The organism is Phenylobacterium sp., assembly GCF_030651755.1.
Classification (GTDB): Bacteria; Pseudomonadota; Alphaproteobacteria; order Caulobacterales; family Caulobacteraceae; genus Phenylobacterium.
Map to the genome: position 1 here is coordinate 1 of NZ_JAUSBZ010000124.1, position 20,875 is coordinate 20,875.

21 protein-coding genes are annotated in these 20,875 nt (G+C 68.6%); 8 read left to right on the forward strand and 13 right to left on the reverse strand.

Going from position 1 to position 20,875, the window contains the following annotated elements:
* Window positions 1-69: 69 nt before the first annotated feature.
* Window positions 70-2,154, reverse strand: a complete 2,085-nt coding sequence (gene cckA, locus Q7V15_RS11535) for a cell cycle histidine kinase CckA (protein WP_304755709.1) — start codon at window positions 2,152-2,154, stop codon at window positions 70-72.
* Window positions 2,155-2,378: 224 nt separating this feature from the next.
* Here cckA and yghU point away from each other — a divergent pair, with 224 nt between their 5' ends.
* Together yghU and Q7V15_RS11545 are read left to right on the forward strand one after the other, a co-directional pair.
* Window positions 2,379-3,254: a glutathione-dependent disulfide-bond oxidoreductase gene (gene yghU / locus Q7V15_RS11540; protein WP_304755710.1), complete on the forward strand. Its 876-nt coding sequence runs from the start codon at window positions 2,379-2,381 to the stop codon at window positions 3,252-3,254.
* A 19-nt stretch (window positions 3,255-3,273) separates the two neighbouring features.
* Window positions 3,274-3,900 (forward strand): CoA pyrophosphatase, encoded by a 627-nt coding sequence (locus tag Q7V15_RS11545; RefSeq protein ID WP_304755711.1) that lies wholly within the window; start codon window positions 3,274-3,276, stop codon window positions 3,898-3,900.
* Window positions 3,901-3,912: 12 nt separating this feature from the next.
* Here Q7V15_RS11545 and Q7V15_RS11550 read toward each other — a convergent pair whose 3' ends face one another.
* The 4 genes from Q7V15_RS11550 to fliQ all read right to left on the reverse strand — a co-directional run bounded on the left by Q7V15_RS11550 (window position 3,913) and on the right by fliQ (window position 7,827).
* Entirely contained in the window at window positions 3,913-5,586 is a 1,674-nt protein-coding gene (locus tag Q7V15_RS11550; protein ID WP_304755712.1) for a carboxylesterase/lipase family protein, read from the reverse strand.
* A 113-nt stretch (window positions 5,587-5,699) separates the two neighbouring features.
* Window positions 5,700-6,788, reverse strand: a complete 1,089-nt coding sequence (gene flhB / locus Q7V15_RS11555; protein ID WP_304755713.1) for a flagellar biosynthesis protein FlhB — start codon at window positions 6,786-6,788, stop codon at window positions 5,700-5,702.
* Between the two features lie 15 nt (window positions 6,789-6,803).
* Window positions 6,804-7,559 carry a flagellar biosynthetic protein FliR gene (gene fliR / locus Q7V15_RS11560; protein WP_304755714.1) on the reverse strand — a complete coding sequence of 252 codons (756 nt, stop codon included), beginning with the start codon at window positions 7,557-7,559 and terminating at the stop codon, window positions 6,804-6,806.
* Window positions 7,560-7,563: 4 nt separating this feature from the next.
* Window positions 7,564-7,827: a flagellar biosynthesis protein FliQ gene (gene fliQ, locus Q7V15_RS11565; RefSeq protein WP_304755715.1), complete on the reverse strand. Its 264-nt coding sequence runs from the start codon at window positions 7,825-7,827 to the stop codon at window positions 7,564-7,566.
* 229 nt (window positions 7,828-8,056) lie between these two features.
* Here fliQ and Q7V15_RS11570 point away from each other — a divergent pair, with 229 nt between their 5' ends.
* Complete coding sequence (locus tag Q7V15_RS11570; RefSeq protein WP_304755716.1) at window positions 8,057-8,296, forward strand: type II toxin-antitoxin system CcdA family antitoxin; 240 nt, start codon at window positions 8,057-8,059, stop codon at window positions 8,294-8,296.
* Window positions 8,296-8,598 (forward strand): CcdB family protein, encoded by a 303-nt coding sequence (locus Q7V15_RS11575; protein ID WP_304755717.1) that lies wholly within the window; start codon window positions 8,296-8,298, stop codon window positions 8,596-8,598. The genes Q7V15_RS11570 and Q7V15_RS11575 overlap by 1 nt, the downstream gene beginning before the upstream one ends.
* 70 nt (window positions 8,599-8,668) lie before the next feature.
* Here the strand turns inward: Q7V15_RS11575 and Q7V15_RS11580 are convergent, their stop codons facing one another.
* Entirely contained in the window at window positions 8,669-9,598 is a 930-nt protein-coding gene (locus tag Q7V15_RS11580; protein WP_304755718.1) for a prolyl oligopeptidase family serine peptidase, read from the reverse strand.
* Between the two features lie 388 nt (window positions 9,599-9,986).
* On the opposite strand from Q7V15_RS11580, the gene Q7V15_RS11585 reads away from it, so the two are divergent.
* Entirely contained in the window at window positions 9,987-11,948 is a 1,962-nt protein-coding gene (locus Q7V15_RS11585; protein ID WP_304755720.1) for a S8 family serine peptidase, read from the forward strand.
* A gap of 49 nt (window positions 11,949-11,997) precedes the next feature.
* Here Q7V15_RS11585 and Q7V15_RS11590 read toward each other — a convergent pair whose 3' ends face one another.
* The 5 genes from Q7V15_RS11590 to Q7V15_RS11610 all read right to left on the reverse strand — a co-directional run bounded on the left by Q7V15_RS11590 (window position 11,998) and on the right by Q7V15_RS11610 (window position 17,125).
* Window positions 11,998-12,864, reverse strand: coding sequence for an alpha/beta fold hydrolase (locus Q7V15_RS11590; protein WP_304755721.1), 867 nt, complete (start codon window positions 12,862-12,864; stop codon window positions 11,998-12,000).
* Between the two features lie 75 nt (window positions 12,865-12,939).
* Window positions 12,940-13,359 carry a hypothetical protein gene (locus tag Q7V15_RS11595; protein ID WP_304755722.1) on the reverse strand — a complete coding sequence of 140 codons (420 nt, stop codon included), beginning with the start codon at window positions 13,357-13,359 and terminating at the stop codon, window positions 12,940-12,942.
* Between the two features lie 27 nt (window positions 13,360-13,386).
* Entirely contained in the window at window positions 13,387-14,121 is a 735-nt protein-coding gene (locus tag Q7V15_RS11600) for an SDR family NAD(P)-dependent oxidoreductase (protein WP_304755723.1), read from the reverse strand.
* Between the two features lie 54 nt (window positions 14,122-14,175).
* Window positions 14,176-14,694 carry a hypothetical protein gene (locus Q7V15_RS11605; protein WP_304755725.1) on the reverse strand — a complete coding sequence of 173 codons (519 nt, stop codon included), beginning with the start codon at window positions 14,692-14,694 and terminating at the stop codon, window positions 14,176-14,178.
* A gap of 136 nt (window positions 14,695-14,830) precedes the next feature.
* The gene (locus Q7V15_RS11610) at window positions 14,831-17,125 is read right to left on the reverse strand and encodes an FdhF/YdeP family oxidoreductase (protein ID WP_304755727.1); all 2,295 of its coding nucleotides are present in this window, start codon (window positions 17,123-17,125) and stop codon (window positions 14,831-14,833) included.
* A 95-nt stretch (window positions 17,126-17,220) separates the two neighbouring features.
* On the opposite strand from Q7V15_RS11610, the gene fdhD reads away from it, so the two are divergent.
* Genes fdhD through Q7V15_RS11625 form a run of 3 tightly spaced genes read left to right on the forward strand, consistent with a single transcriptional unit; the run spans window position 17,221 to window position 18,482 of the window.
* A complete protein-coding gene (fdhD, locus tag Q7V15_RS11615) occupies window positions 17,221-18,081 on the forward strand; it encodes a formate dehydrogenase accessory sulfurtransferase FdhD (RefSeq protein WP_304755728.1) in 861 nt (286 codons plus the stop codon).
* A gap of 56 nt (window positions 18,082-18,137) precedes the next feature.
* Window positions 18,138-18,269, forward strand: a complete 132-nt coding sequence (locus Q7V15_RS11620) for a hypothetical protein (protein WP_304755730.1) — start codon at window positions 18,138-18,140, stop codon at window positions 18,267-18,269.
* 6 nt (window positions 18,270-18,275) lie between these two features.
* Window positions 18,276-18,482, forward strand: coding sequence for a hypothetical protein (locus tag Q7V15_RS11625; protein WP_304755732.1), 207 nt, complete (start codon window positions 18,276-18,278; stop codon window positions 18,480-18,482).
* A gap of 12 nt (window positions 18,483-18,494) precedes the next feature.
* On the opposite strand, the gene Q7V15_RS11630 is transcribed toward Q7V15_RS11625, so the two are convergent.
* Window positions 18,495-20,048 carry an ABC transporter permease/substrate-binding protein gene (locus Q7V15_RS11630; RefSeq protein ID WP_304755733.1) on the reverse strand — a complete coding sequence of 518 codons (1,554 nt, stop codon included), beginning with the start codon at window positions 20,046-20,048 and terminating at the stop codon, window positions 18,495-18,497.
* The gene (locus tag Q7V15_RS11635) at window positions 20,045-20,815 is read right to left on the reverse strand and encodes an ATP-binding cassette domain-containing protein (RefSeq protein WP_304755735.1); all 771 of its coding nucleotides are present in this window, start codon (window positions 20,813-20,815) and stop codon (window positions 20,045-20,047) included. The genes Q7V15_RS11630 and Q7V15_RS11635 overlap by 4 nt, the downstream gene beginning before the upstream one ends.
* Between the last annotated feature and the right edge of the window lie 60 nt (window positions 20,816-20,875).

Below are 20,875 nucleotides of genomic sequence, written 5' to 3' on the forward strand. Positions count from 1 at the left end.
GCTGCTGGGGGCCGACGAGGCGGCCTGAGGACGGCGGCCTGATGGGCGGCGCGAGGCGCGCGATGCGCCTCAGGCGGCCTTCTGCAGCTCCTGCTTGACCCGTTCGGCCAGGGTCTTGATGTCGATGGGCTTGGGCAGGAAGGAGATGTTGGCCTCCCCTTCCAGCAGGTTGGAGAACTCGGCTTCGGCATAGCCGGAGATGAACATGACCGGGGCGCCGGCCAGGTACTGGCGGGCCTGTTTCAACAGGTCTGGCCCCTGCATGCCGGGCATGACCACGTCGGAGATCATCAGGTCGATCTGGCCGGCGTGCAGCTCGCACAGCTCCAGGGCCTCTTCGCCGGACGCGGCCTCGATCACCTCATAGCCGCGGGCGCGCAGCAGGCGGGCGGCGACGCCGCGCACGGCGTCCTCGTCCTCGACGAACAGGATGCGGCCGGCGCCCGACAGGTCGCGGGCCACGGTCTTGGCCTTGACGACGGGTGCGGGGGCCGGAACGCCGATGGCCGGCTGATAGACCGGCAGAAAGATGCGGAAGGCCGAGCCCTCGCCCATCTTCGAGGCGACCGAGATCCAGCCGTCCGACTGCTTGACGATGCCATAGACGGTGGCCAGCCCCAGGCCGGTCCCCTCGCCCACCGGCTTGGTGGTGAAGAAGGGGTCGAAGATCTTGTCCATGACTTCCGGCGCGATGCCGGGGCCGTCGTCGGACACCTCGATCAGGGCCTGGTCGCCCTTGGCGCCGGTATAGCCCAGCGCCGCAGCCTCGGCCTCGGTGACCCGGGCGGTGCGGATGCGCACGGTGGTGCCGCCATAGGCGCGCACGGCGTCCCGGGCGTTGACCGCCAGGTTCATGACCGCGGTTTCCAGCTGGCCCCGGTCGACCCGCACGTGCGGCAGGTCGCGGCCATATTCGGTGTCGACGGTGACGTCCTCGCTCAGCACCCGGCGCAGCAGCACCTCAAACTCGCTGATCAGCTCGCCGAGCTCGAGGATCTCGCGCTGGACGGTCTGCTTGCGCGAGAAGGCCAGCAGCTTGCGCACAAGATCGGCTGCGCGGTTGGAGGTCTGGCGGATCTCGTTCAGCCCCTCATAAGAGGGATCGCCCACCGGGTGACGGGCCGCCAGGCTGTCCAGCTGCATCAGGATGGCGGTCAGCAGGTTGTTGAAGTCGTGGGCCACGCCGCCGGCCAGCTGGCCAATGGCCTGCATCTTCTGGCTCTGGGCCAGCTGCAGCTCCATCTGCTTCTGGTCGGACACGTCCACCAGATAGGCGACCCAGCGGCCGCCGGTGCGCGACAGATAGAGATGGGCGATCTTGGCCGGGTCGCGGGACAGGCGGACCTCGAGGGCGCCCTCCATGCCCTGGGCCAGACGCTGGGCGGCGTCCTGGCGGGAGTTGGTCTCGATCAGGTCGCCAAAGGCCTGGCCCCGCTCGAAGGGACCGGCCATGCCGGCGAGCGCCGGATTGGCCTCGATGATGACGGCGTTGAAGGGGTCCTCTCCCTCCAGCAGGGCCGCGCCGAAGGGGGATGCGGCGGCGAAGGCGTCCAGCACCTTGGGCGGCGGCGCCTTGGCGCCAGCCGCGGCGGTGAGCACTTCCAGCGCCGCGGCCGGCAGGGCCAGGCGTTCCGGAGCGGCCGGCCGCAGGCGGACCAGGAAGCGGCGCGCCCCGCTGGCGGCGCCCACGGGGGAAATGTCGGCGGCATGGTCGGCGCCGGCGGCCCGCAGGGTGGCCTGGGCGCTCTCTCCCCGGCGGGCGGCGCCGAGGGCGGAAAACAGGCTGGCGGCGGAAGACCCGCCCTTGGGCAGGCGCGGCGCCTCGCCCAGAATCTCACGCCAGGCCGCGTTGCAGGCATGGATGCGGCCATCAGGGCCGGCCAGGGCCGCGGGCTCCCCCAGGGCTTCGACCAGACGCTCCGCGCCCGGCTCGGCGTCGGCCGGCGTCTCCAGGGTCGAGCGCAGGACAAACAGGCCCAGGCACGCCACGCCCGCCAGGCCCACCAGCAGCATCAGCCCGGCCAGGGTGGCCGGTCCGGCGTTGATCGCCGGCGCGGCGGCGAAGGCCACAGCCATGAGGAAAAACACCACAGCGATGGCGGTGAGCGGATCAAACCGGCGCGCCGGTTCCGGGCCTTGCGGGGTCTCAGCCATGGCGGACCTGCGGCTTGCCTCCGGGTGTGGGGCCAAGCGCCCCACCGAATCATTGAGCATCATACTGCACAAGGTCACCTGAGACCCTTACGAGACCTTTCTGTGGCAGGAAGGTTTACCAAACCCTCCACGGTGAAGCTGTCCGGGGCTCGCCAAACGGTTCATGGGCCACCACATTGGGGCGAGGCGCCGGCCAAGGCGCAGACGAAACCGGGAGCGACCCCATGAGCGAGACGACAGACTACATCCCCCCCAAGGTCTGGACCTGGCAGAAGGGGAGCGGCGGCCGCTTCGCCAATATCAACCGCCCCATCGCCGGCCCGACCCACGACAAGGATCTGCCGGTTGGCCGCCATCCGATGCAGCTCTACTCCCTGGGCACGCCCAACGGGGTCAAGGTGACCATCATGCTCGAAGAGCTGCTGGCCCTGGGCCACGAGGGCGCGGAGTACGACGCCTGGCTGATCAATATCGGCGCTGGCGACCAGTTCAGCTCCGGCTTCGTCGACGCCAATCCCAATTCCAAGATCCCGGCGCTCGTAGACCGCAGCGGGCCTGAGCCCATCCGGGTGTTCGAGTCCGGCGCCATCCTGATCCATCTGGCGGAAAGGTTCGGCGCCTTCCTGCCCACCGATCCGGCCAAGCGGGCCGAGTGCCTGTCCTGGCTGTTCTGGCAGGTGGGCAGCGCGCCCTATCTGGGGGGCGGGCTCGGCCACTTCTACGCCTATGCGCCGGTAAAGATCGAATACGCCATCGACCGGTTCGCCATGGAGGTGAAGCGCCAGATGGACGTGCTCGACCGCCGCCTCGCCGAGAGCGAATATCTGGGCGGGGCCGACTACACCGTCGCCGACATGGCCGTCTGGCCCTGGTACGGCGGCATGGCCAAGGGCCTGCTCTATGAGGCCGGCGAGTTCCTGCAGGTCCATGAGTACAAGAACGTCATCCGCTGGGCCGACCAGATCGGAGCGCGGCCGGCCGTCAAGCGCGGCCGCATGGTCAACAAGACCTCTGGCGAGCCCTCAAGCCAGCTGCGCGAGCGCCACGAGGCCAGCGACTTCGACACCAAGACCCAGGACAAGCTGGAGGCGGCGGGCTGATCGCCCGGGCGCAGGGGTCATGAACTGCGGGTTCAACGCGACCTTCCGCGAGGCCCTATCGGCCCGGCTGAAGGCCTTTCCCCGGATCGTCCACACGGGCGAAGGCCTGAAGGCCGCGGCCGTGGCCATCACCCTGGTGGAGGCTGACGACGGCTCGGGCCAGGCCGCCTTCCTGCTGACGCGGCGGGCGGCGACCCTGCGGGCCCATGCCGGACAGTGGGCTCTGCCCGGCGGCCGCTGCGATCCCGGGGAGACCCTGGAGATCGCCGCCCTGCGTGAGCTTGAGGAAGAGTTGGGCCTGTCCCTGCCCCCGGAGAATATTCTGGGCGTCCTCGACGACTATCCCACCCGGTCAGGCTACGCCATCGCGCCTGTGGTCGCCTGGCTCGACCGGCCGGGGCTGATGCGTCTCAACCCCGCCGAGGTCGCCTCGGTTCACCGGATTCGACTGGATGGCCTGATGGCCGATCATGCGGTTGACTTCGAGACCATCCCCGAGAGCCCCCGGCAGGTCATCCGCCTGTTGATCGGCGACCAGCACATCCATGCCCCCACCGCAGCCCTGATCTACCAGCTGCGCGAGCTGGTGGCCGGCCGGGTCACCCGGGTGGCCGAGCTGGACCAGCCGGTGTTCGCGTGGCGGTGAGGCCTGCTGCGATCAGACGGGCGCGTCTGACCTGGGCTCCCCAGGCGTTGGCAGCTCGCTCTGGACGTCCTGCTGGCTTCCGAAGGTGGCCATGAGCTGGCGCTGCTCGCTGCGAATGTCGTTTTCGATGCGGCACTCCCCCTCGTCGAAGACCAGGGCGGGGCGGCTGGAGTCATAGAGCGGCCAGGCCGGCAGGCCCGGGGCGGCGGGCACGCCGGTGCGGGCGAAGGCGGCCCAGGCGCCGCTCATCTGGTCAGCCAGGAGCTGGGCCTGCGGCGTCACCGGCCCGACCATCACTTCGGCCTTGTCGAGATTGTCGAATACGAAGGGGATTTCCTGGGCGTGGGGCGAGAAGAAGCGTCCGTCCTGCACCGGGGTCTCGCGATAGAAGGCGTAGTAGTAGGCGCCTGCCCCGTCCTGGGCGGCCTTGCGCTCGGCCTGCAGGGTGGAGTCCAGGAAGTAGCTGCGGTCAGTGGCCGCCATATAGAGCCGCTCGGCATTGGTGCTGGCAGGATAGAGCCGCTGATAGAGGTCGAGAACCTCCTGCGCGCGATCGGCCGAGGTCAGACGGCCAATCATGGCTTTCAATCCTGCCGTGCTGAGGCTGTCCATGGCTGGATTGACCGCCAGATAGATGGACATCTCCGTGCGGTTCGTGCCGATCATCATGGGAATACCGGCGGTCAGATCCGGGGCGTCGGGATCGAAGGGGTGTCGCGGCAGCAGCCGACCATCCACCGTCGGCCGCCACTGGCCCAGGCCTGAACTGGCGCGCATCCCCGCCCGGCGCAAATCCTCGAACGGGACCTCGGCCAGGCGATCGACATCGGCGGGCGCGATCTGCAGTTCGGCCAGCAGCCGGCGGCCCTTTTCGGCGGCCAGTTCCGGTCCGTCCACCCGCAGTTGCGAGCCGCTCTGGACCACGGCCCGGTGGAACAGCCCCTTGGCCGGCTGATAGGCCATCAGCACGCTGACCTTGCGTCCGCCGCCAGACTCCCCGTGGATCATCACCCGGTCCGGATCGCCCCCGAACCGCTCGATATTGTCCTTCACCCATTGCAGGGCCAGCACGCAGTCGGCCATGCCCACCGAGGCGCTGGAGGCGTAACGGTCTCCAAAGGCCGACAGGTCTGCAAATCCGAAGACGTTCAGCCGATGGTTGATGGTCACCACCACCACGTCCTGCTTCCGGGCCAGATTGGCCCCGTCATACCAGGCCGATGACCCTGAGCCGGTGGAGAAGCCGCCCCCATGCAGCCAGAACATCACCGGCCGCTTGCCCGTGGTGGAGGGCGTCCACACATTGAGGAACAGGCAGTCCTCGCTCTGCGGCGGCGGTTCGATGTCCGAACGGATCAGGCTGGGATAGGGGGCGGGCGCCGCGGGATCGCGCGGCGCGCCCACGCCTTCCACCAAGGTCTGGGGCGCCGAGGCGCCATAATCGAGGGCCTCGCGCACCCCGGCCCAGGGCTGGCGCGGCCGGGGCGGCATGAAGCGGCCGGTCCCGCCCGTCGGCTCGCCATAGGGCACGCCCTTGAAGCTCAACACGCCATTGCTGCTGGCGCCCTTGAGCCGGCCCGCGGCGGTCTCCACCACCGGGGCTGCGGCGTGGGCCAGGCGCGGCCCGGCGGCCAGCCACAGGCCGCCGGCCAGCACCCAGCGGCGATTGAGCGTGATCTTCGTCATTTCGTTTCCCGGCCCGTAAGACACAAACGTTTTCTTGTGTCCGGTATTCTGCACAACCGATCCTTGGTTGGCTACTGAGCCCTTCACCTTGTCGAGGAGATGGCCCGCGCGCCCTAACGCATCGGCCGGGCGCGGGCCGGCGGGGCGGAGCGGGCGCCCATGATGAAGCCGATGATCTTGGCCACAGCTTCGAAATGGGCCGGCGGGATGGTGTCGTCGATCTCCACGGCGGCGTAGAGGGCGCGGGCCAGGGGCGGGTCTTCGATCACCGGCACGCCAGCCTCCTCGGCGGTGGCGCGGATACGCAGAGCCACCGCATCCAGCCCCTTGGCCACGCACTGGGGCGCGGCCGCGCCGCCGGCCTCGTATTTCAGGGCCACGGCGTAGTGGGTCGGGTTCATCACCACCACGGTGGCGGTGGGCACCGCGGCCATCATCCGGCGGCGGGCGCGATCGTGGCGCATCTGGCGCAGCTTGGCCTTGATCAGCGGGTCGCCGTCGGTCTGCTTGTACTCTTCCTTGATCTCGTGGCGGCTCATCATCTGCTTCTTGAGGAAGCGGTGCTTCTGCCAGAGCCAGTCGGCGCCCGCGATGGCGAGCATCAGGGCGATGACGGCGAAGATCAGCTTGCGCAGGATGGTGGCGCTGAACGGCAGCATGGCCGCCGGGTCCAGGGCCGAGAGGGTCTGAAACTGATGCAGGTGCGGCTTGAGCACCAGATAGGCCACCCCGGCCACGGCCAGGATCTTGGACACCGACTTGAGGAACTGGACCATGCCGTCGGGGCCGAAGATCCGCTTGAATCCCGCCAGGGGCGAGACCTTCTTGAAGTCGGGCTTCAGCTTGTCTGGGGTGAACAGCAGGCCGTGCTGGGCCAGGTTGCCGATCATGCCCCCCAGGGCCGCGGTGGCCAGGACGGCGGCCAGAACGGGGGCGGCGGCCATGATCGCCATGCGCGCCACGATCACCCCGCCGGCGCCCTCCAGGGGGATCTGTTCAGGGTGGGCGATGAAGGGCAGCAGGGCGTTGGCCATGTTGCGCACCAGCCACCCCCCGAGGATCGCCAGGGCGCCGGCGGCGAAGGCCAGCGCCATCAGGGGGGCCAGGTCCTGGGTCTTGGCCACGTCCCCCTTTTCCCGCGACTGTTCAAGTTTTCGCGGGGTGGCCTCTTCTGTTTTTGAAGCCTGATCGGTGTCAGACATGGGTCAGGGCGCCCCTCACAGGAAGTTCCCCAGCAGGTCGCGATAGCGCTCCACCCAGACCATGCCCAACACGCCGAGACTCAGGGCGAAGATCGACAGGGCGCTCAGCACCAGGAGCGGCGTGGCCACGAAGAAGATCTGGAAGGCCGGCATCACCCGACCCACCAGGCCGGCGGCGAAGTTGAAGATCAGCGAGAAGACCACCACCGGCGCGGCCAGTTGCAGACCCAGGGTGAAGGCCTGGGCAGCCGTCTGCACCGCCAGCTGGGCGGCGTCGCCCACGGGGATGTTCCCGCCGAAGGGAAACAGTCGATAGGACGAGACGATGGACGCCAGGAACATGTGATGCAGGTCGGTGACCATGATCAGGGTCACCCCCATCACGGTCAGGAAGGTCGACAGCGAGGTGGACGGCTGGGCCTGGCCGGGATTGGCCGTCTGGGAGAAGGCCAGGGTCGACTGGATCGACACGATCTCGCCGGCGATGCCCAGCGCCGCCAGCATCATCCGCAGGATCAGGCCGATCATCAGGCCGATCAGGATCTCGCGTATGATCTGGGCGAACATGACGCCGTTGGAGGCCGGCACCGCCCCCACCTCCCCGCCCAGGACCGGAAACAGCATCAGGGCGAACAGGAAGGCGAAGGCCAGGCGGATGCGGGCCGGCACCGAGCCGTCGCCCACGCCAGGCATCAGCATCAGCAGGGCGCCCAGGCGGGCGAAAATCAGGCCCGCGGCATAGACCTGCGGCGCAGAGGCGTAGGATTCCATCGGCCTACATGGCCGAGATGCGGGCGGCGATCTGGTTCATGAAGCTGGCCATCAGCGCCCCCATCAACGGCAGGAACAGCAGCAGCGAGATGAAGATGGCCACGATCTTGGGCGCATAGACGAGCGTCGCCTCCTGGATCTGGGTGAGCGCCTGCATCAGGCCGATGCCCACGCCCACCACCAGCCCGACAATCAGAATCGGGGCCGACAGCTGGATGGTCAGCCAGATGGCGTCACGGCCAATATCCAGAACCTCGGCGCCATTCATCGCGCGCCCTTTCGAAAAGCGTGGGGAACTGCGCGGGAGCGTGAACGAACGTGGTTAACGAAGGGTGGAGGGGGCTGCGATGGGCTCATCGCTGTCTTTGCCAAGGTCCGCTTCCGGGCAATGCCTCTCAGCCGATTCGGATGATCACCCTGGGCGCCGGATGGACTTGGTGCGGTCGATGACACCCTAAGGGATAGAAAAGGCAGCAGCGTACGCGTATATTGTGCGCATGGAAAACACGCATTCGACTAGCCGTCAGCGGTTGAACCTGACGCTTCCAGGCCCACTGGTCGAGGAAGCAAAGGCGCTGGGCCTGAACCTCTCGCGCGCCTGCGAGAGCGGTCTGGAGGCGGCTGTCGCCGCTGAACGGGCGCGACGCTGGCAAGCCGAAAACCGAGCCTTCTTCGATTGGTACAACGCCAAGGTGGAGACCGATGGCCTGGCCTTGGCGGAATACCGGCAGTTCTGATGAAGCATGGGGTTTACCGGCTCCCGAACGGCGTGCTGGTCGTGGACGTACAGTCGGATCTGCTGAATCCCACAATCACTCGCGTGGTTGTGCCACTCATCTCGTCGATAGATCTGAAAGGCTCACAGCCAGGACGACTAACGCCCACCTTCGAGGTTGAGGGGCAGAAGGTCATGCTGCTGCCTCTGCAGATGGCCGCCATTCCCCTTCGCGAGCTAGGCCATCAGCCCCTGCGCATGCTCACCGAGGATGAGGCTTACGCCGTGAGCGGCGCGCTTGGCGTCCTGTTCGAGGGCGTCTAGTAAAGCCGGCTTTCTGGCGGCAGCCCAAAGGCCGCTAGTGGCGCACCCATGACCTCCGGTGGCCAACAGGTCAGCGCCTAACTACGCCAGCTAGCCAGCGCCTCGCGTCTTCCATCACCTCAGGGAGACGATCTTCGCCACCGACCTCCCGCATGAAGTGGTCGAGCGCCGGATACTCGAAGTAGGCGACATCCTTGCCGGCGGTCGTCAGATAGTCGCGCCCCGCTCGGGCCGCTTCGACGGGCGAGGACGTGTCCTGCGCCCCGTGGATCAGCAGGATTGGCGCAGATGAGAGCGCCAGGGCTCTTGCTGGCATTACATCGGCGGCGTCCGCCCACCACTTGTAGCTCAGACCGGCCCATCGCGTACCGCCTGACGGATTCTCCCTCGCGGCCGCGATCTGCGCGTCCAATTCTGCGGCGACGGGGGGTGGCAAGGCGCGCCTGATCAGCTCCCGCACCGTCATGCCCGTGCCTGACGAGAAGACAATCGCCGCCTGCGTTTCTGGGATCAGAGCCGCCGCCAGCGCGACGACTGCGCCGCCCTCGGATCCACCGAAAAGCACCAGCTTGCCAGACCACCAGTCACTTCGCCTGAGCTCTGCCACCACCAGAAGCATGTCCAGCGTACGTTGATGGAGCGTGGATCGCTCCCAATAGTCCGTGGGGCAGCCATCCACCAACTCGAGGTCCGCCCCTGCGATGACGCCGGGCTGATTGATCAGCACCAGCCGACGGTCAGGCGCCAGGAGCTCCGCCACCCGGCCAGCCGAGGGGTTGTCGCTGACCTCCCGGCAACCGGTGCCTTGCAAGATGATCAGAGCATCCTGTGTCCCTCTGGCGCCCGCCTCCGCCAAGAAGCTGACTGGTGACCCGTCGGCGCGGTGAACGACTGACCGCTCGAGCGGGGCCACCTCAGCCGCCGAGACAGCGGGGCGGAGGGTCAACAGCGTGAGTATTGCGACGCATGTCGCCTTCAACACCAATGTCTGTATCTGCACAGGGTCGCCTCCGAGTTGGGGCTTCCAAACGAACCGCCATGAAGCGTCGCGATGCCCATAGGCTGAGCTTGGCGCTTGGACCGGCGCCGCGCAAATCTGGCGAGCGCCGGCCTTAGTCGCGGAAGGTCGATTTGTGGACCGCTGGTCGACTTCCGCTCACGGCGCGCCGCCCCTCGGCCCGCCCCTCCTGCCAGGGTGAGGCTTGCGCTCAGGCCCGCCCGAGATCGCTCCCCTTTTGCGCCGGACGATCATCGGGCCCCGGGGCCTGCGGGTCGCCTGTGTCGCCGCGCCGGAAGGCCCGTCGGACATGCAAACTTGAATGCGAAAAACCATGTTGCTCCGCCCGTCAGGGTGGTACCCGTCGCCCCTGGTAACAGGGGGTATTTCAGTGAAAATCCGTTCTTTTCGCGCGCTGATGCTGGCGGCCGGCGCGTTTGTGGCTTCGCCTGCCTTCGCGCAGACCGCTCAGATCACCGAGGCGACCGCCAATCAGGGCCTGGTTCTGATCAACGCCCAGGCGGCCAACAGCCTGGGCTTCACCGGCGCGGGCGTGACCGTGGGGGTGTTGGACAGCGGGGTCGACGCCACGCACCCGGATCTGATCGCGAACCTCTCAAACTTCTCGTATGACGGGAGTACGGGCGGTCCGGTGGTCCAGGACTACGACATGCACGGCACCCATGTGGCCGGCATTATCGCCGCCGCCCGAAACGGCTTTGGGGTGCAAGGGGTCGCCTATGACGCCAAGCTCGCCCTGATCGTGCCGAACAGCCCGGCGGACGGCGACGAAGCGGCGACCGATGTGGCCATCGCCGATGTCTATGGCCGCGCCCTGAACGCCAATGTGCGGATCTTCAACAACTCCTGGGGGTTCGACTACTATACCGGCACGGCCGAGGGGCGGTTCATGCTCGACGCGGTGATGAGCGCGCAGATCGACGTGTTCAAACGCGCCGTGGCCCTGGACTCTGTGATCGTCTTTTCCACCGGCAACGAATACGAGGACCAGCCCAACACCCAGGCTGGCCTGCCCTACTATTTTCCCGAGCTGGCGGCCAACTGGCTGGCCGTGACGGCGGTGGACCTGTCCGGCGAGATCGTCGACTACGCCAACCGCTGCGGTCTCGCCGCGGCATGGTGTCTGGCCGCGCCAGGCGGGGATGGCGAGGACGCGGGGATCATCTCGACGGTCCCGCTGGACCAGGGGGGCTATGACCGCTCGTCCGGCACCTCCATGGCCGCACCGCACGTCACCGGCGCCGTGGCGGTGGCCCGGCAGATGTTCCCGACAGCGTCTGGGGCCGAACTGGCTCGGTTTGTCCTGGTCACGGCGACGGACGTGGGCGCGACCGGATTGGACCCCATCTATGGCTGGGGCCTGCTGAACATGGGGAACATGGCCGCCGCCCGGTCCGGGCTCGGGCTCGGCCTGGCCGCCAACGCCGGTTGGGCCGCCGACCAGGGCCAGGCCGTCGTGATTCACGGTCTGGACGCCCGGCTGAAGGCCCAGGGCGCCCGCGGCGCCTGGGGCGCGGCCCTGGGCGGTCGTAGCCGCCACGATGGCGCGACGGCCAGCAAGGCGCAAGCCGACAGCCTCGGCCTGATGGCGGGCTATGACCGCGCCATCGGCGACGGCGGTCTGCTCGGCGCCGCCCTGTCCTGGACCACCACCGACCTGGACGAGCCGGGCCTGGCCAACAGCGCCAAGGTCAAGACGGTCAGCCTGGCCGCCTATGGCGTCGCCGCCGGCGATGTGTTGTTCGTCGAAGGGTCGGCAGGCGCCCACCGGCGCGACTACACCTTGACCCGCGGCGCCCTGGCCGGGGCGGCCGGCACGGTGCTGGAGGCCCAGGGCCTCACGGGCCGGGCCGAGACCGATGGATATGGCCTGTTCGCCGACGGCCGCATCGGCCTGAGCGCGCCGCTGGGACCGGTCGTCATCCGCCCCTTCGTACACGCCCAGGTCTCGCACCAGGCCTTTGACGGATTCACCGAAACGGGGGCGGACGTGTTCGCCCTGACCCTGGAGGACGTGGAGCTGACCCGTTACCAGGCAGGTCCTGGTCTGGAGTTCCTTATGCCGTCGCGGGCCATGGGGTCGGCCAGGGTGTCAGGGGACCTCTCCGTCCGCTACGCCTTGAGCTGGGGCGACACCGACTACCCGGTGGCCGCCACAATGCTGGGCGCCCGAATGAGCGGACAACTGGGTGAGCTGGAAGACCCGGTGACCCTGGCCGGCGGTCTCTCCGCCGCCTGGGGCGGGGTCGAAGGCTCCCTGCGCGGCTTCTATGCCCGGGCCGGCGACCAGGACTCGTCCGGGCTCAGCCTGGGCCTGCTGGTGAGCTTCTAGACCTAAGGACCGGCTAGACTGAAGGACCTGGCGGGGCGGGGGACGCTCCCTACTCCGCCAGGAACCCCTCGACCTCGGCCATGAACGACTCCAGCTGGTCGTGGTGCACCCAGTGGCCAGCGCCTTCGAAGTTCACCAGGCGGGCGTTCTTGAAGTGCTTGATGCGGCCATCGGCCTCCGGGTCTGAGGCCCAGGATTCCTCGCCGCGCATCAGCAGGACCGGGCAGGTGATCTGGCTCCACAGATAGTGCTGGTCGGCGTGGGACAGGCCGCCCATGCCCCAGCGGGAATGGTTGTCGAACTTCCAGCTAAAGGTGCCGTCCTCGTTCTGGTGGGCGCCATAGATGGTCAGGTGACGGGCCTGTTCAGGCGACAGGTGCGGATTCTCCTCGGCCATGCGGGCGAAGGCCTCCTCCAGGGTGGCGTAGCGGCGGGGGCTGCGGCCGGAATTCTTGCGGCGGTCCTCGATCCAGTCGCGCAGGCGCTGGTCCACCGTGCGCTTGGCCTGCTCGGCCATGACGGCGGGCGACGGACCCAGACCCTCGATGGCGACGATCTTCTTCACCTGGTCCGGATAGGCGCCGCAGTAGTTCAGCGCGATGCCTGCGCCCATGGAATGGGCGATGATGGTGACGGGCGCCAGGCCCTTCTGGTGCACGATCTGGGCGATGTCATAGATGTAGGCGCCCATGTCATAGCCGCCGCCGATGGCCCAGGCGCTGTCCCCATGGCCGCGCAGGTCAGGGGCGATGATGTGGTAGCGGTCGGCCAGGCGCTGGGCCACCCAGTCCCAGTTGCGGCAATGGTCGCGGCCCCCGTGGACCAGCAGCAGGGGCTCGGCCCCCTCATTGCCCCAGTCCACATAGTGCAGGCGCAGGCGCTGGGAAAAATAGAAGTGCGAGGTGGGGCCAGACATGGGGCGGGCGCTTCCTGTGCGTGGTCTTTTAAATTGGGCTGAGGCTTTAGCACGGGGCCGCCGCCGGCGAAGGGGTCAGGCGCCCTCGTCGGCGCCGTCCACCGCCTGGTCCACCAGGTCGCGCCAGGTGGGGTCGGTGTCGTCCACCAGGTCCACATCCTCCAGCAGGGCCAGGGCCGAACCCCCATCGGGCAGGATCAAGCCCAGGACCTCCATGATCTCGCCCTCAGCATTGGTGTGGACCTCGGCCTGGACGGCGACGGCGGCCTGCTCGCCGTCTTCCTCCCACCAGATCACCGGCTGGGGCAACGCCATCTCCAGCACGCGGGCGTCGCTGGTGTCGCCCAGGGCGAACACCGCGCGGCGGCCCTGCACGTCCTCCAGGGTGGCGACCGCGGCGGTGAAGGGAACCAGTCGCCGCCAGTCCTCGGCGTCGTAGCCCGCGCCGTCCGGCTCGTCTTCAGCCCCGGGGACGTCGTCAGGATCGGTGGTCATGGGCGTAGGATCCTTGAGGCTTGGTCTTCAGCGGACAAAGCTGGCGCCGTTTACGTCCAGCACCGCGCCGGTCATCGACGCCGGGGCGTCCAGGGCCAGATAGGTCGCCACGCTGGCCACCTCATCAGGCTGGGCGACGCGGCCGAGGGGGATGTCGGCCAGCAGCTTGCCCCCGCCCCGGCTGGCCAGATAATCCTCCGCCATGCCGGTCATCACGTAGCCGGGGCAGATGGCGAAGGCGGCCAGTCCCTGGGCTGCATAGCCCCGGGCGATGGACTTGGTCATGGCCACCATGCCGGCCTTGGACGCCGCATAGTGCCAGTGGGAAGGCGAATCCCCGCGATAGGCCGCCCGGCTGGCCACATTGACGATGCGGCCGCGCAGGGCGGCGGCGCCCGGCTCCCGGCCCTGCGCGTGCAGCACCATGCGGCGGCAGAGATCGGCGCTGGACTGCAGATTGATCTGCATCGTGCGGCCCCAGCTGGCCTGCCAGTCGGCGTCCGGGGCGTCGAGCGCGATGGCCTCGAACACCCCGGCATTGTTGATCAGCACGTCGATCCTGCCATCGAGGGATTCAAGCGCCGCGTCCCACAGCCGGTCGCCGGCGCCGCCCTCGCTGAGATCAGCGGCCAGGACGCCCGGGGCCGCGCGCGTGCCGTGGCCGACGACCTTGGCGCCGCGGGCGGCAAGCGCTTCGACGATAGCGGCGCCGATGCCGCGGGTGGCGCCGGTGACGAGGATGTGGGGCGGAGACTCAGACATGGCGCAAGCCTAGCCGGGAGACCCCCGCCCCGGCCAGAGCGGGGTTTGGACGGCTTAGCGGGCGTCGCGGCGGGCCTGGGCGACGGCGCCGGCCTTGCGCTGGCGGCCCCGCTCCATGGGCCGCATCAGGTTCTCCCGGCGCTGGCTGGAAGCCTCGCGCATGCCCTTGTGAGCGTGACGGCTGTTGGGGGTTGCCGCGCCCTTGGCGTCGTTCTTCATCTGCAGGGCGCGCTGGGCGTTCTGGGTCATCTCCACCCGGGCGGCCATCTTGCGACGACGCTCGGCCTCGCCATTGGCCCGGCGCAGGGCCATGGACAGGACAGCGAGCTTGGTCTTGGAGCCGTCATCCTTGGCGGACGGGGCGGCGCCGCGGGCCTCGCCCTTGCCGCGCATTTCCCGGCGGCGCTGGTGGGCCATGTCCCGGGCCTTGTCGCGTCGCTCGCGCACCAGCCGGATCAGGTCGCGGAGATCCTCGTCAGAAGCTTCCTGGACTTCAGGATGATGGGTGCGATCAACCAGATCCTTTTCGTCGCCGCTGAGGGCGCGGGCTTCTTCTTTGCGCGTGATCGCCATGGTCTTTTTCCGTTTCTGTGCGAGCCTTGGCCCGCTGTTGTCGCCAAATCGAAGCGACCGGCCGCTAACGGCCTTATAACGCAAAGGCCAAGCCTGGGCTGCAATGGTTGGCCCTATAGACGTCGACCGTCGGGCCTCAGGCCAGAATCCGCACCGGAATGCCCTTCACCGCCGGCGTCAGGGCCTGCTTGGAATGGTGGGCCACCGGCGCCAGCACATTGCACTCCGGATAATAGGCGCCCAGGCAGCCCGGCGGGATGTCGTAGGCCGTGACCCGCAGCCCGCCCTTGCGCCGGTCGACCCCGTCATCGCTGTCGGTGACCAGGGTCACCTCCTGGCCCTCAGTGAGGGACAGGCGCGCCATGTCCGCGGGGTTGATCAGCACCACGTCCCGCGTGCCCGCGATCCCCCGAAACCGGTCGTCATACCCATAGACCGTGGTGTTGAACTGATCGTTGGACCGCAGGGTCATCAGCCGGAAGAGGTCGGCCTGGTCGGCGAAGCCCACGGCCGAGAGGCTGGAGGGGACGATGAACCTGGCCCGCCCGCCCTCCATGCCGCTGAAGTCCCGTTCCCGGGCTGGATTGCCCCGGTGGAAGCCGCCGGGCTGGCGGAAGCGGCCGTTGAAGTCGGCGAACTTGTCCGGATAGGTCATCTCGATGGCGTCGCGGACGCGGGCATAGTCGGCGGTCCAGGCGTCCCAGTCCACATTCGGGTTGGGCGCCAGCAGGGCCTTGGCGATCCCGGCCACGATGGCCGGTTCGGACTTCAAATCGGGGCTGGCCGGCGGATGGGTCCCGTCGGAGGCGTGGATGCAGCTGGTGGAATCCTCCATCGAAACCGTCTGCGGGCCGGACGCCTGCAGGTCGGCCTCGATCCGGCTGAGACAGGGCAGCAGATAGGCGACCCTGCCGTTCACCAGATGGCTGCGATTGAGCTTGGTGGCGATCTGCACGGTGAGATCGAGACCCGTCCATGCGGCCTCCACCCGGGGGCTGTCGGGCACGGCGCGGAGGAAGTTGCCGCCCAGGCCAATGAAGGCCCGGACCGTTCCGTCCATCACGCCCTCGCACACCTCCACGGTGGTCATGCCCTTGTCCCGGGGCGGCTCGAAACCATACTGCTCGGCCAGCTTGTCCAGGGGCGCCAGCTCGGGCTTCTCGGTGATCCCCACCGTCCGCTGGCCCTGGACGTTGGAGTGGCCGCGCACCGGGCAGAGGCCGGCGCCGGGCCGTCCCACATTGCCCCGCAGCAGCATCAGGTTGCAGACCATGTTGACGTTCTCGACGCCCAGCCGCTGCTGGGTGAGGCCCATGCCGTAGACGCCGATGGCCGCAGCGCTCTCCGCATAGGCCCTTGCTGCGCCCGCCAGGGCGGCGGTGGACAGGCCCGACTCCCGCTCGATATCGCCCCAGTCGGCCTGGCGGCAGAAGTCGGCGAAGGCCTCGAAACCCTGGGTGTATTGGCCGATGAAGTCATGATCCAGCAGGGCCGGGTTGCCCGCCGCCCGGGCCATTTCATCGGCTTCGATCAGCCACTTGCAGAGGCCGGTGATCGCCGCCAGATCACCGCCGGTCTTCACCTGATGATATTGTGCGCTGATCTCGGTGACGTCGGGCGTCAGCATCTGGAAGGGCGACTGCGGATTGCGGAACGCCTCCAGCCCTCGCTCACGCAGGGGGTTGAAGGTGACGATGGTCGCCCCGCGCCGCACGGCCTTCTGCAGGTCGTGCAGCATGCGCGGGCTGTTGGAGCCGACGTTCTGGCCGAAAAAGAAGAAGAAGTCGGCCTTGTCGAAGTCGTCCAGGACCACCGTGCCGACGGGCGCGCCAATGCTCTGGGTCAGGCCGACAGACGTGGATTCGTGGCACATGTTGGAGCTGTCGGGCAGGTTCTGGCTGCCGTACATCCGCGCCATCAGGGCGTACATGTAAGACGTCTCCAGCGACGCCCGGCCCGAGGCGTAGAACACCGCCGAGGTCGGCTCCAGACGCTTCAGCTCGGCGCCGATGGCGTCGAACGCCTCCTGCCAGTCGCAAGGAACATAGCGGTCAGAGGCCGCATCGTAGCGCAGGGGTTCGGTCAGGCGGCCGGCCTGCTCCAGTTCATAGTCGGTCCAGTCGCGCAACTGCGTCACGCTATGCTGGGCGAAGAAGTCCCGGGTCGCCCGGCGCGGGGTCAGGTCCCAGATGGTGGCCTTGGCCCCGTTCTCGCAGAACTCAGCCGGATGCGGCTTGGCCGGCTTGGCCCAGGCGCAGCTGACGCACATGAAGCCGTCCGGCTTGTTCTGCCGCAATAACTGGCGAACCGGCAGGTCGCCCTCGGCGCCGACCACCTTGGCCATGCCGATCATGGAGCCCCAGCCCCCGGCCGGCCCCTTATAGGGTTCGATCTTCACCTTTCCGGACATGTGGGACTTGGAACGGGTCATGGGGTCTCCGCGTAGAGCAGGGGTTGGGATGCTAACGGCGCAGTCGCCATCGGGTTCGCCTGCCCTGCGCCGCCGCCCCTTGGGGAGAGTTCACAATGTTGCGCAGTCCAGATTCGCCGGACACCCCCGACGCTGTGCGCACAAGGCCTTTGCGGTTCCGTGGCGAGACGGGCCTCCCCACCCCGCGCGACGTGCCCGAAGAGACCGCTGTGGCCATCGTCCACGACGCCTCGACCACGGCGGTCATGATGGCCACGCCGTCAGATCTGACGGACTTCGGCCTGGGCTTCAGCCTCACCGAGGGGATCATCGCCGCCCCCTCAGACGTGCGCGACATGGAGGTGATCGCCGCCGAGGACGGGATCGAGGTGCGGATGTGGCTAAAGCCGCGCAGTTCGGCGGCCGCGGCGGCGCGGCGGCGGCGCCAGGCCGGCCCCACCGGCTGCGGCCTCTGCGGCGTCGACAGCCTGGCCCAGGCTCTGCGCGCGCCGCCGACGGTGGCCCGGGGTCTGACCTTCGCTCCTGAGGACATTCACGCCGCCCTCGAGGCCCTGCCTCAGCTTCAGACCCTGGGCGAGCAGACCCGCGCCGTCCACGCGGCGGGCTGGTGGAGCCCGCAGTCGGGCTATGTCGCCGTCCGCGAGGATGTCGGTCGCCACAACGCCCTGGACAAGCTGGCCGGCGCCCTGGCCCGGGAGACCATGCGCGCACCGCCCGGCGCGGTGGTGCTGACCAGCCGGGTCTCGGTGGAGATGGTGCAGAAGGCCGCCGTCATGGGCGCCCAGGTGATCATCGCCGTCTCAGCCCCCACCGCCCTCGCCATTCGCACCGCCAAGTCGGCGGGCATGACCCTGATCGGGGTGGCGCGCCGGGACGGCTTCGAGGTGTTCACCGGCCAGGAACGTCTGGCTGGCGTCCCGCACTTGACCTCCGACAAGACGGCCTCGGCATGCTAGGGTGAGCGCCAGAGTCCGCGGAACCGCCGCGGCCCTGGCCCGAAAGGCCGACGTCCATGAAAATCTACGAGTCCCGTCTGCAGGCGCCGGCGCGCCGCGACCTCACCGATCCGCGCTCCACCGCCCCGGCCAACACCCCGCAGCAGACGCCCCGGCCGATGCTGAATGACCGCCGCAGCACGCGCTGACCGTCGATGAGTGATCTGACTGAAGGGCAACTCCACGCGCTCAGGAACCTCAGCCGCAAGAAGGCCGGGGGCGAGGTGCCTTTTATCAACATCAGCGACGCCCAGGTCCTGGTCGAGCTGGGCCTTGCCATGCGCAGCCGCCAGGGCTGGGACATCACGCCTGAAGGCCTGCGCCTGCTGGCCCCGCCGCCGAGCTCCGACAACCAGCGCTGAGCCGCGGGAGCTTCAGTCCAGACCGAGCTGCTGGGACAGGGCGCGGGCCGCCTCCACCGGGCGTCGCTTGTCGGCGTCCCGATCGACGCTGTAATTGGCGTCGCGCATGGCCTCCACCGGGATGGCGCCGATCAACGGCCGCAGCGCCGCCAGCAGCCGGGCGTCATTCACCCGACCCGGCGCGATCAGCACCACCGCGTCATAGGGCGGCAGCGCCTGGCGAGGATCGGTCAGGGTGACCAGATCATCAGCGGCGATCCGGCCGTCGCTGGAGAAGGCCGAGATCACGTCTACATCGCCAGACGTCACCGCGCGGAACATGAAGGTGGGCTGGTAGGAGCGCCGGGCGCGGAAGTTGAAGCCATAGGCCTCATTGATCGCCGTCCACTCCGGACGGGCGAAGAACTCCAGGTCGCCGCCCATGGTCAGGCTGGCCGAACGCCGCGCCAGATCATCCAGGCTCTCGATCCCCAGCGCCGTCGCGCGGTCCTGGCGCATGGCCAGCGCATAGGCGTTCTCGAATCCCAGCGAGCCCAGGACCAGGACCCCGTCGCGCTCGGCGAGTTCTTTGGTCAGCGCCTCCAGAACCTCCTGGCGCCCAGGATTGTCCTCCCGGTTCAGGACATTGGCCCAAAGCGTGCCGGAATAGTCGACATAGACGTCGATCTCGCCCGAGGCCAAGGCGCGGTAGGCGATGGCCGAACCCAGGTCCTCCTTCATCCGCGCCTCGCCGCCCAGATCCTCGATCCGCTCGGCGATCATCTCGGCCAGGATGTACTGCTCGGAGAAGTTCTTGGCGCCCACCGTATAGCTGGCCGGCTTGCCGAAGCTGATCAGCGGCGTCAGGGCGACGATGACGCCGATCAGGATTCCCGCCGCGCCCAACGCCGCCCGTTTGAGGTCCCGTCGGGCGGCGCCGGCCTCGATCAGACCCAGCAGCTGGTCGGTGACCATGGCCAGCAGGGCCGAGGCCGCGCAGCCGAACAGCACCAGCACCCAGTTCTCTGTCTGCAGCCCTGAAAAGATGTAGTTGCCGAGGCTGGTCTGGCCGACCGGCGTTGAAAGCGTCGCGGCCCCAATGGTCCAGACCGCGGCGGTCCGCACCCCGGCCATGATGACTGGCGCCGCCAGGGGCAGCTCCACCTGCAGCAGGCGCTGACGCGGGGTCATGCCGACGCCTTCGGCCGCCTGGATGATGGCGGGGTCGACCGAGAGGATGCCCGTGGTCCCGTTCCGGACGATGGGCAGCATCGAATAGAGGGTGAGCGCGAGCAGGGCGGGCAGGAAGCCCAGGGCGGAAAACCCGTAGCCCAGCAGATCCTCGCTGGCCGCCGAGATCACCAGCAGCAGCGGAAAGAACAGAGCCAGCAGGGCCAGGCTCGGAATGGTCTGGATCAGGCTCGCGCCCGCCAGGACGGGCCAGCGGATATGGCGGTTGCGGCTGGCGGCGACGGCCAGCGGCAGGCTGATCAGCAGGCCCAGCCCCAGGGCCGAGGCGCTGAGCAGGACGTGCCAGGCGAAATATTCCGGCAGGCGGGCGAAGGCCGCCTCAACCTGCGGGTTCATGCGATCTCTCCCAGGCGGGCGCGCAGCCGTTCGGCCTGGCGCCGCGGCGCGGCAAGCAGGGCGGCGACCTCCGGGTCGGTGGAGGCGGCCAGGGCCTGGGGCGTCCCGTCGGCGATCAGCCGCCCATCGGCCACCACCACGATGCGGTCGGCCAGCAGCAGGGCCTCGGTCATGTCGTGGGTGACCATGACGGTGGAGAGGTTCAGCCGCTCGTGCAGGGCGCGGTAGTCGTCGCCGAGGCCGTCGCGGGTCAGGGGGTCCAGGGCGCCAAAGGGCTCGTCCATCAGCACGATGTGCGGCTCGGCCGCCAGGGCCCGGGCCACGCCGATCCGCTGCTGCTGACCGCCCGACAGGGCTGCGGGAAACCGCAGGCCCATCTCCTGCGGCAGGGCCACCAACTCCAGCAGCTCAGCGGCGCGGGCGGCGCGGCGGGGCTTGTCCCAGCCTAGCAGCTTGGGCGTGATGGTGATGTTCTCGGCCACCGTCAGGTGCGGAAAGAGGCCGACCTCCTGGAAGACATAACCGATGCGCCGGCGCAGCAGGTGCGGCGCCAGGGCCGCCACCGCCTCACCCTCGATCCGCACCTCGCCGCTGTCGGGAACGATCAGGCCGTTGATGGTCTTGAGCAGGGTGGTCTTGCCTGAGCCCGAGGCGCCGACCAGGGCGACGAACTCGCCGGCCGCGATCTCCAGGCTTACATCGGCCAGAGCCTGGTGGGCGCCATAGGTCTTGGTGACGCGCGCCAGCGCGATGCGAGGGTCTGCCATGCGCCAGACCTAACACGCCAACCCCCGCTTGGGCTCCCCTTCGAGCGCGTGCGCCTTCAC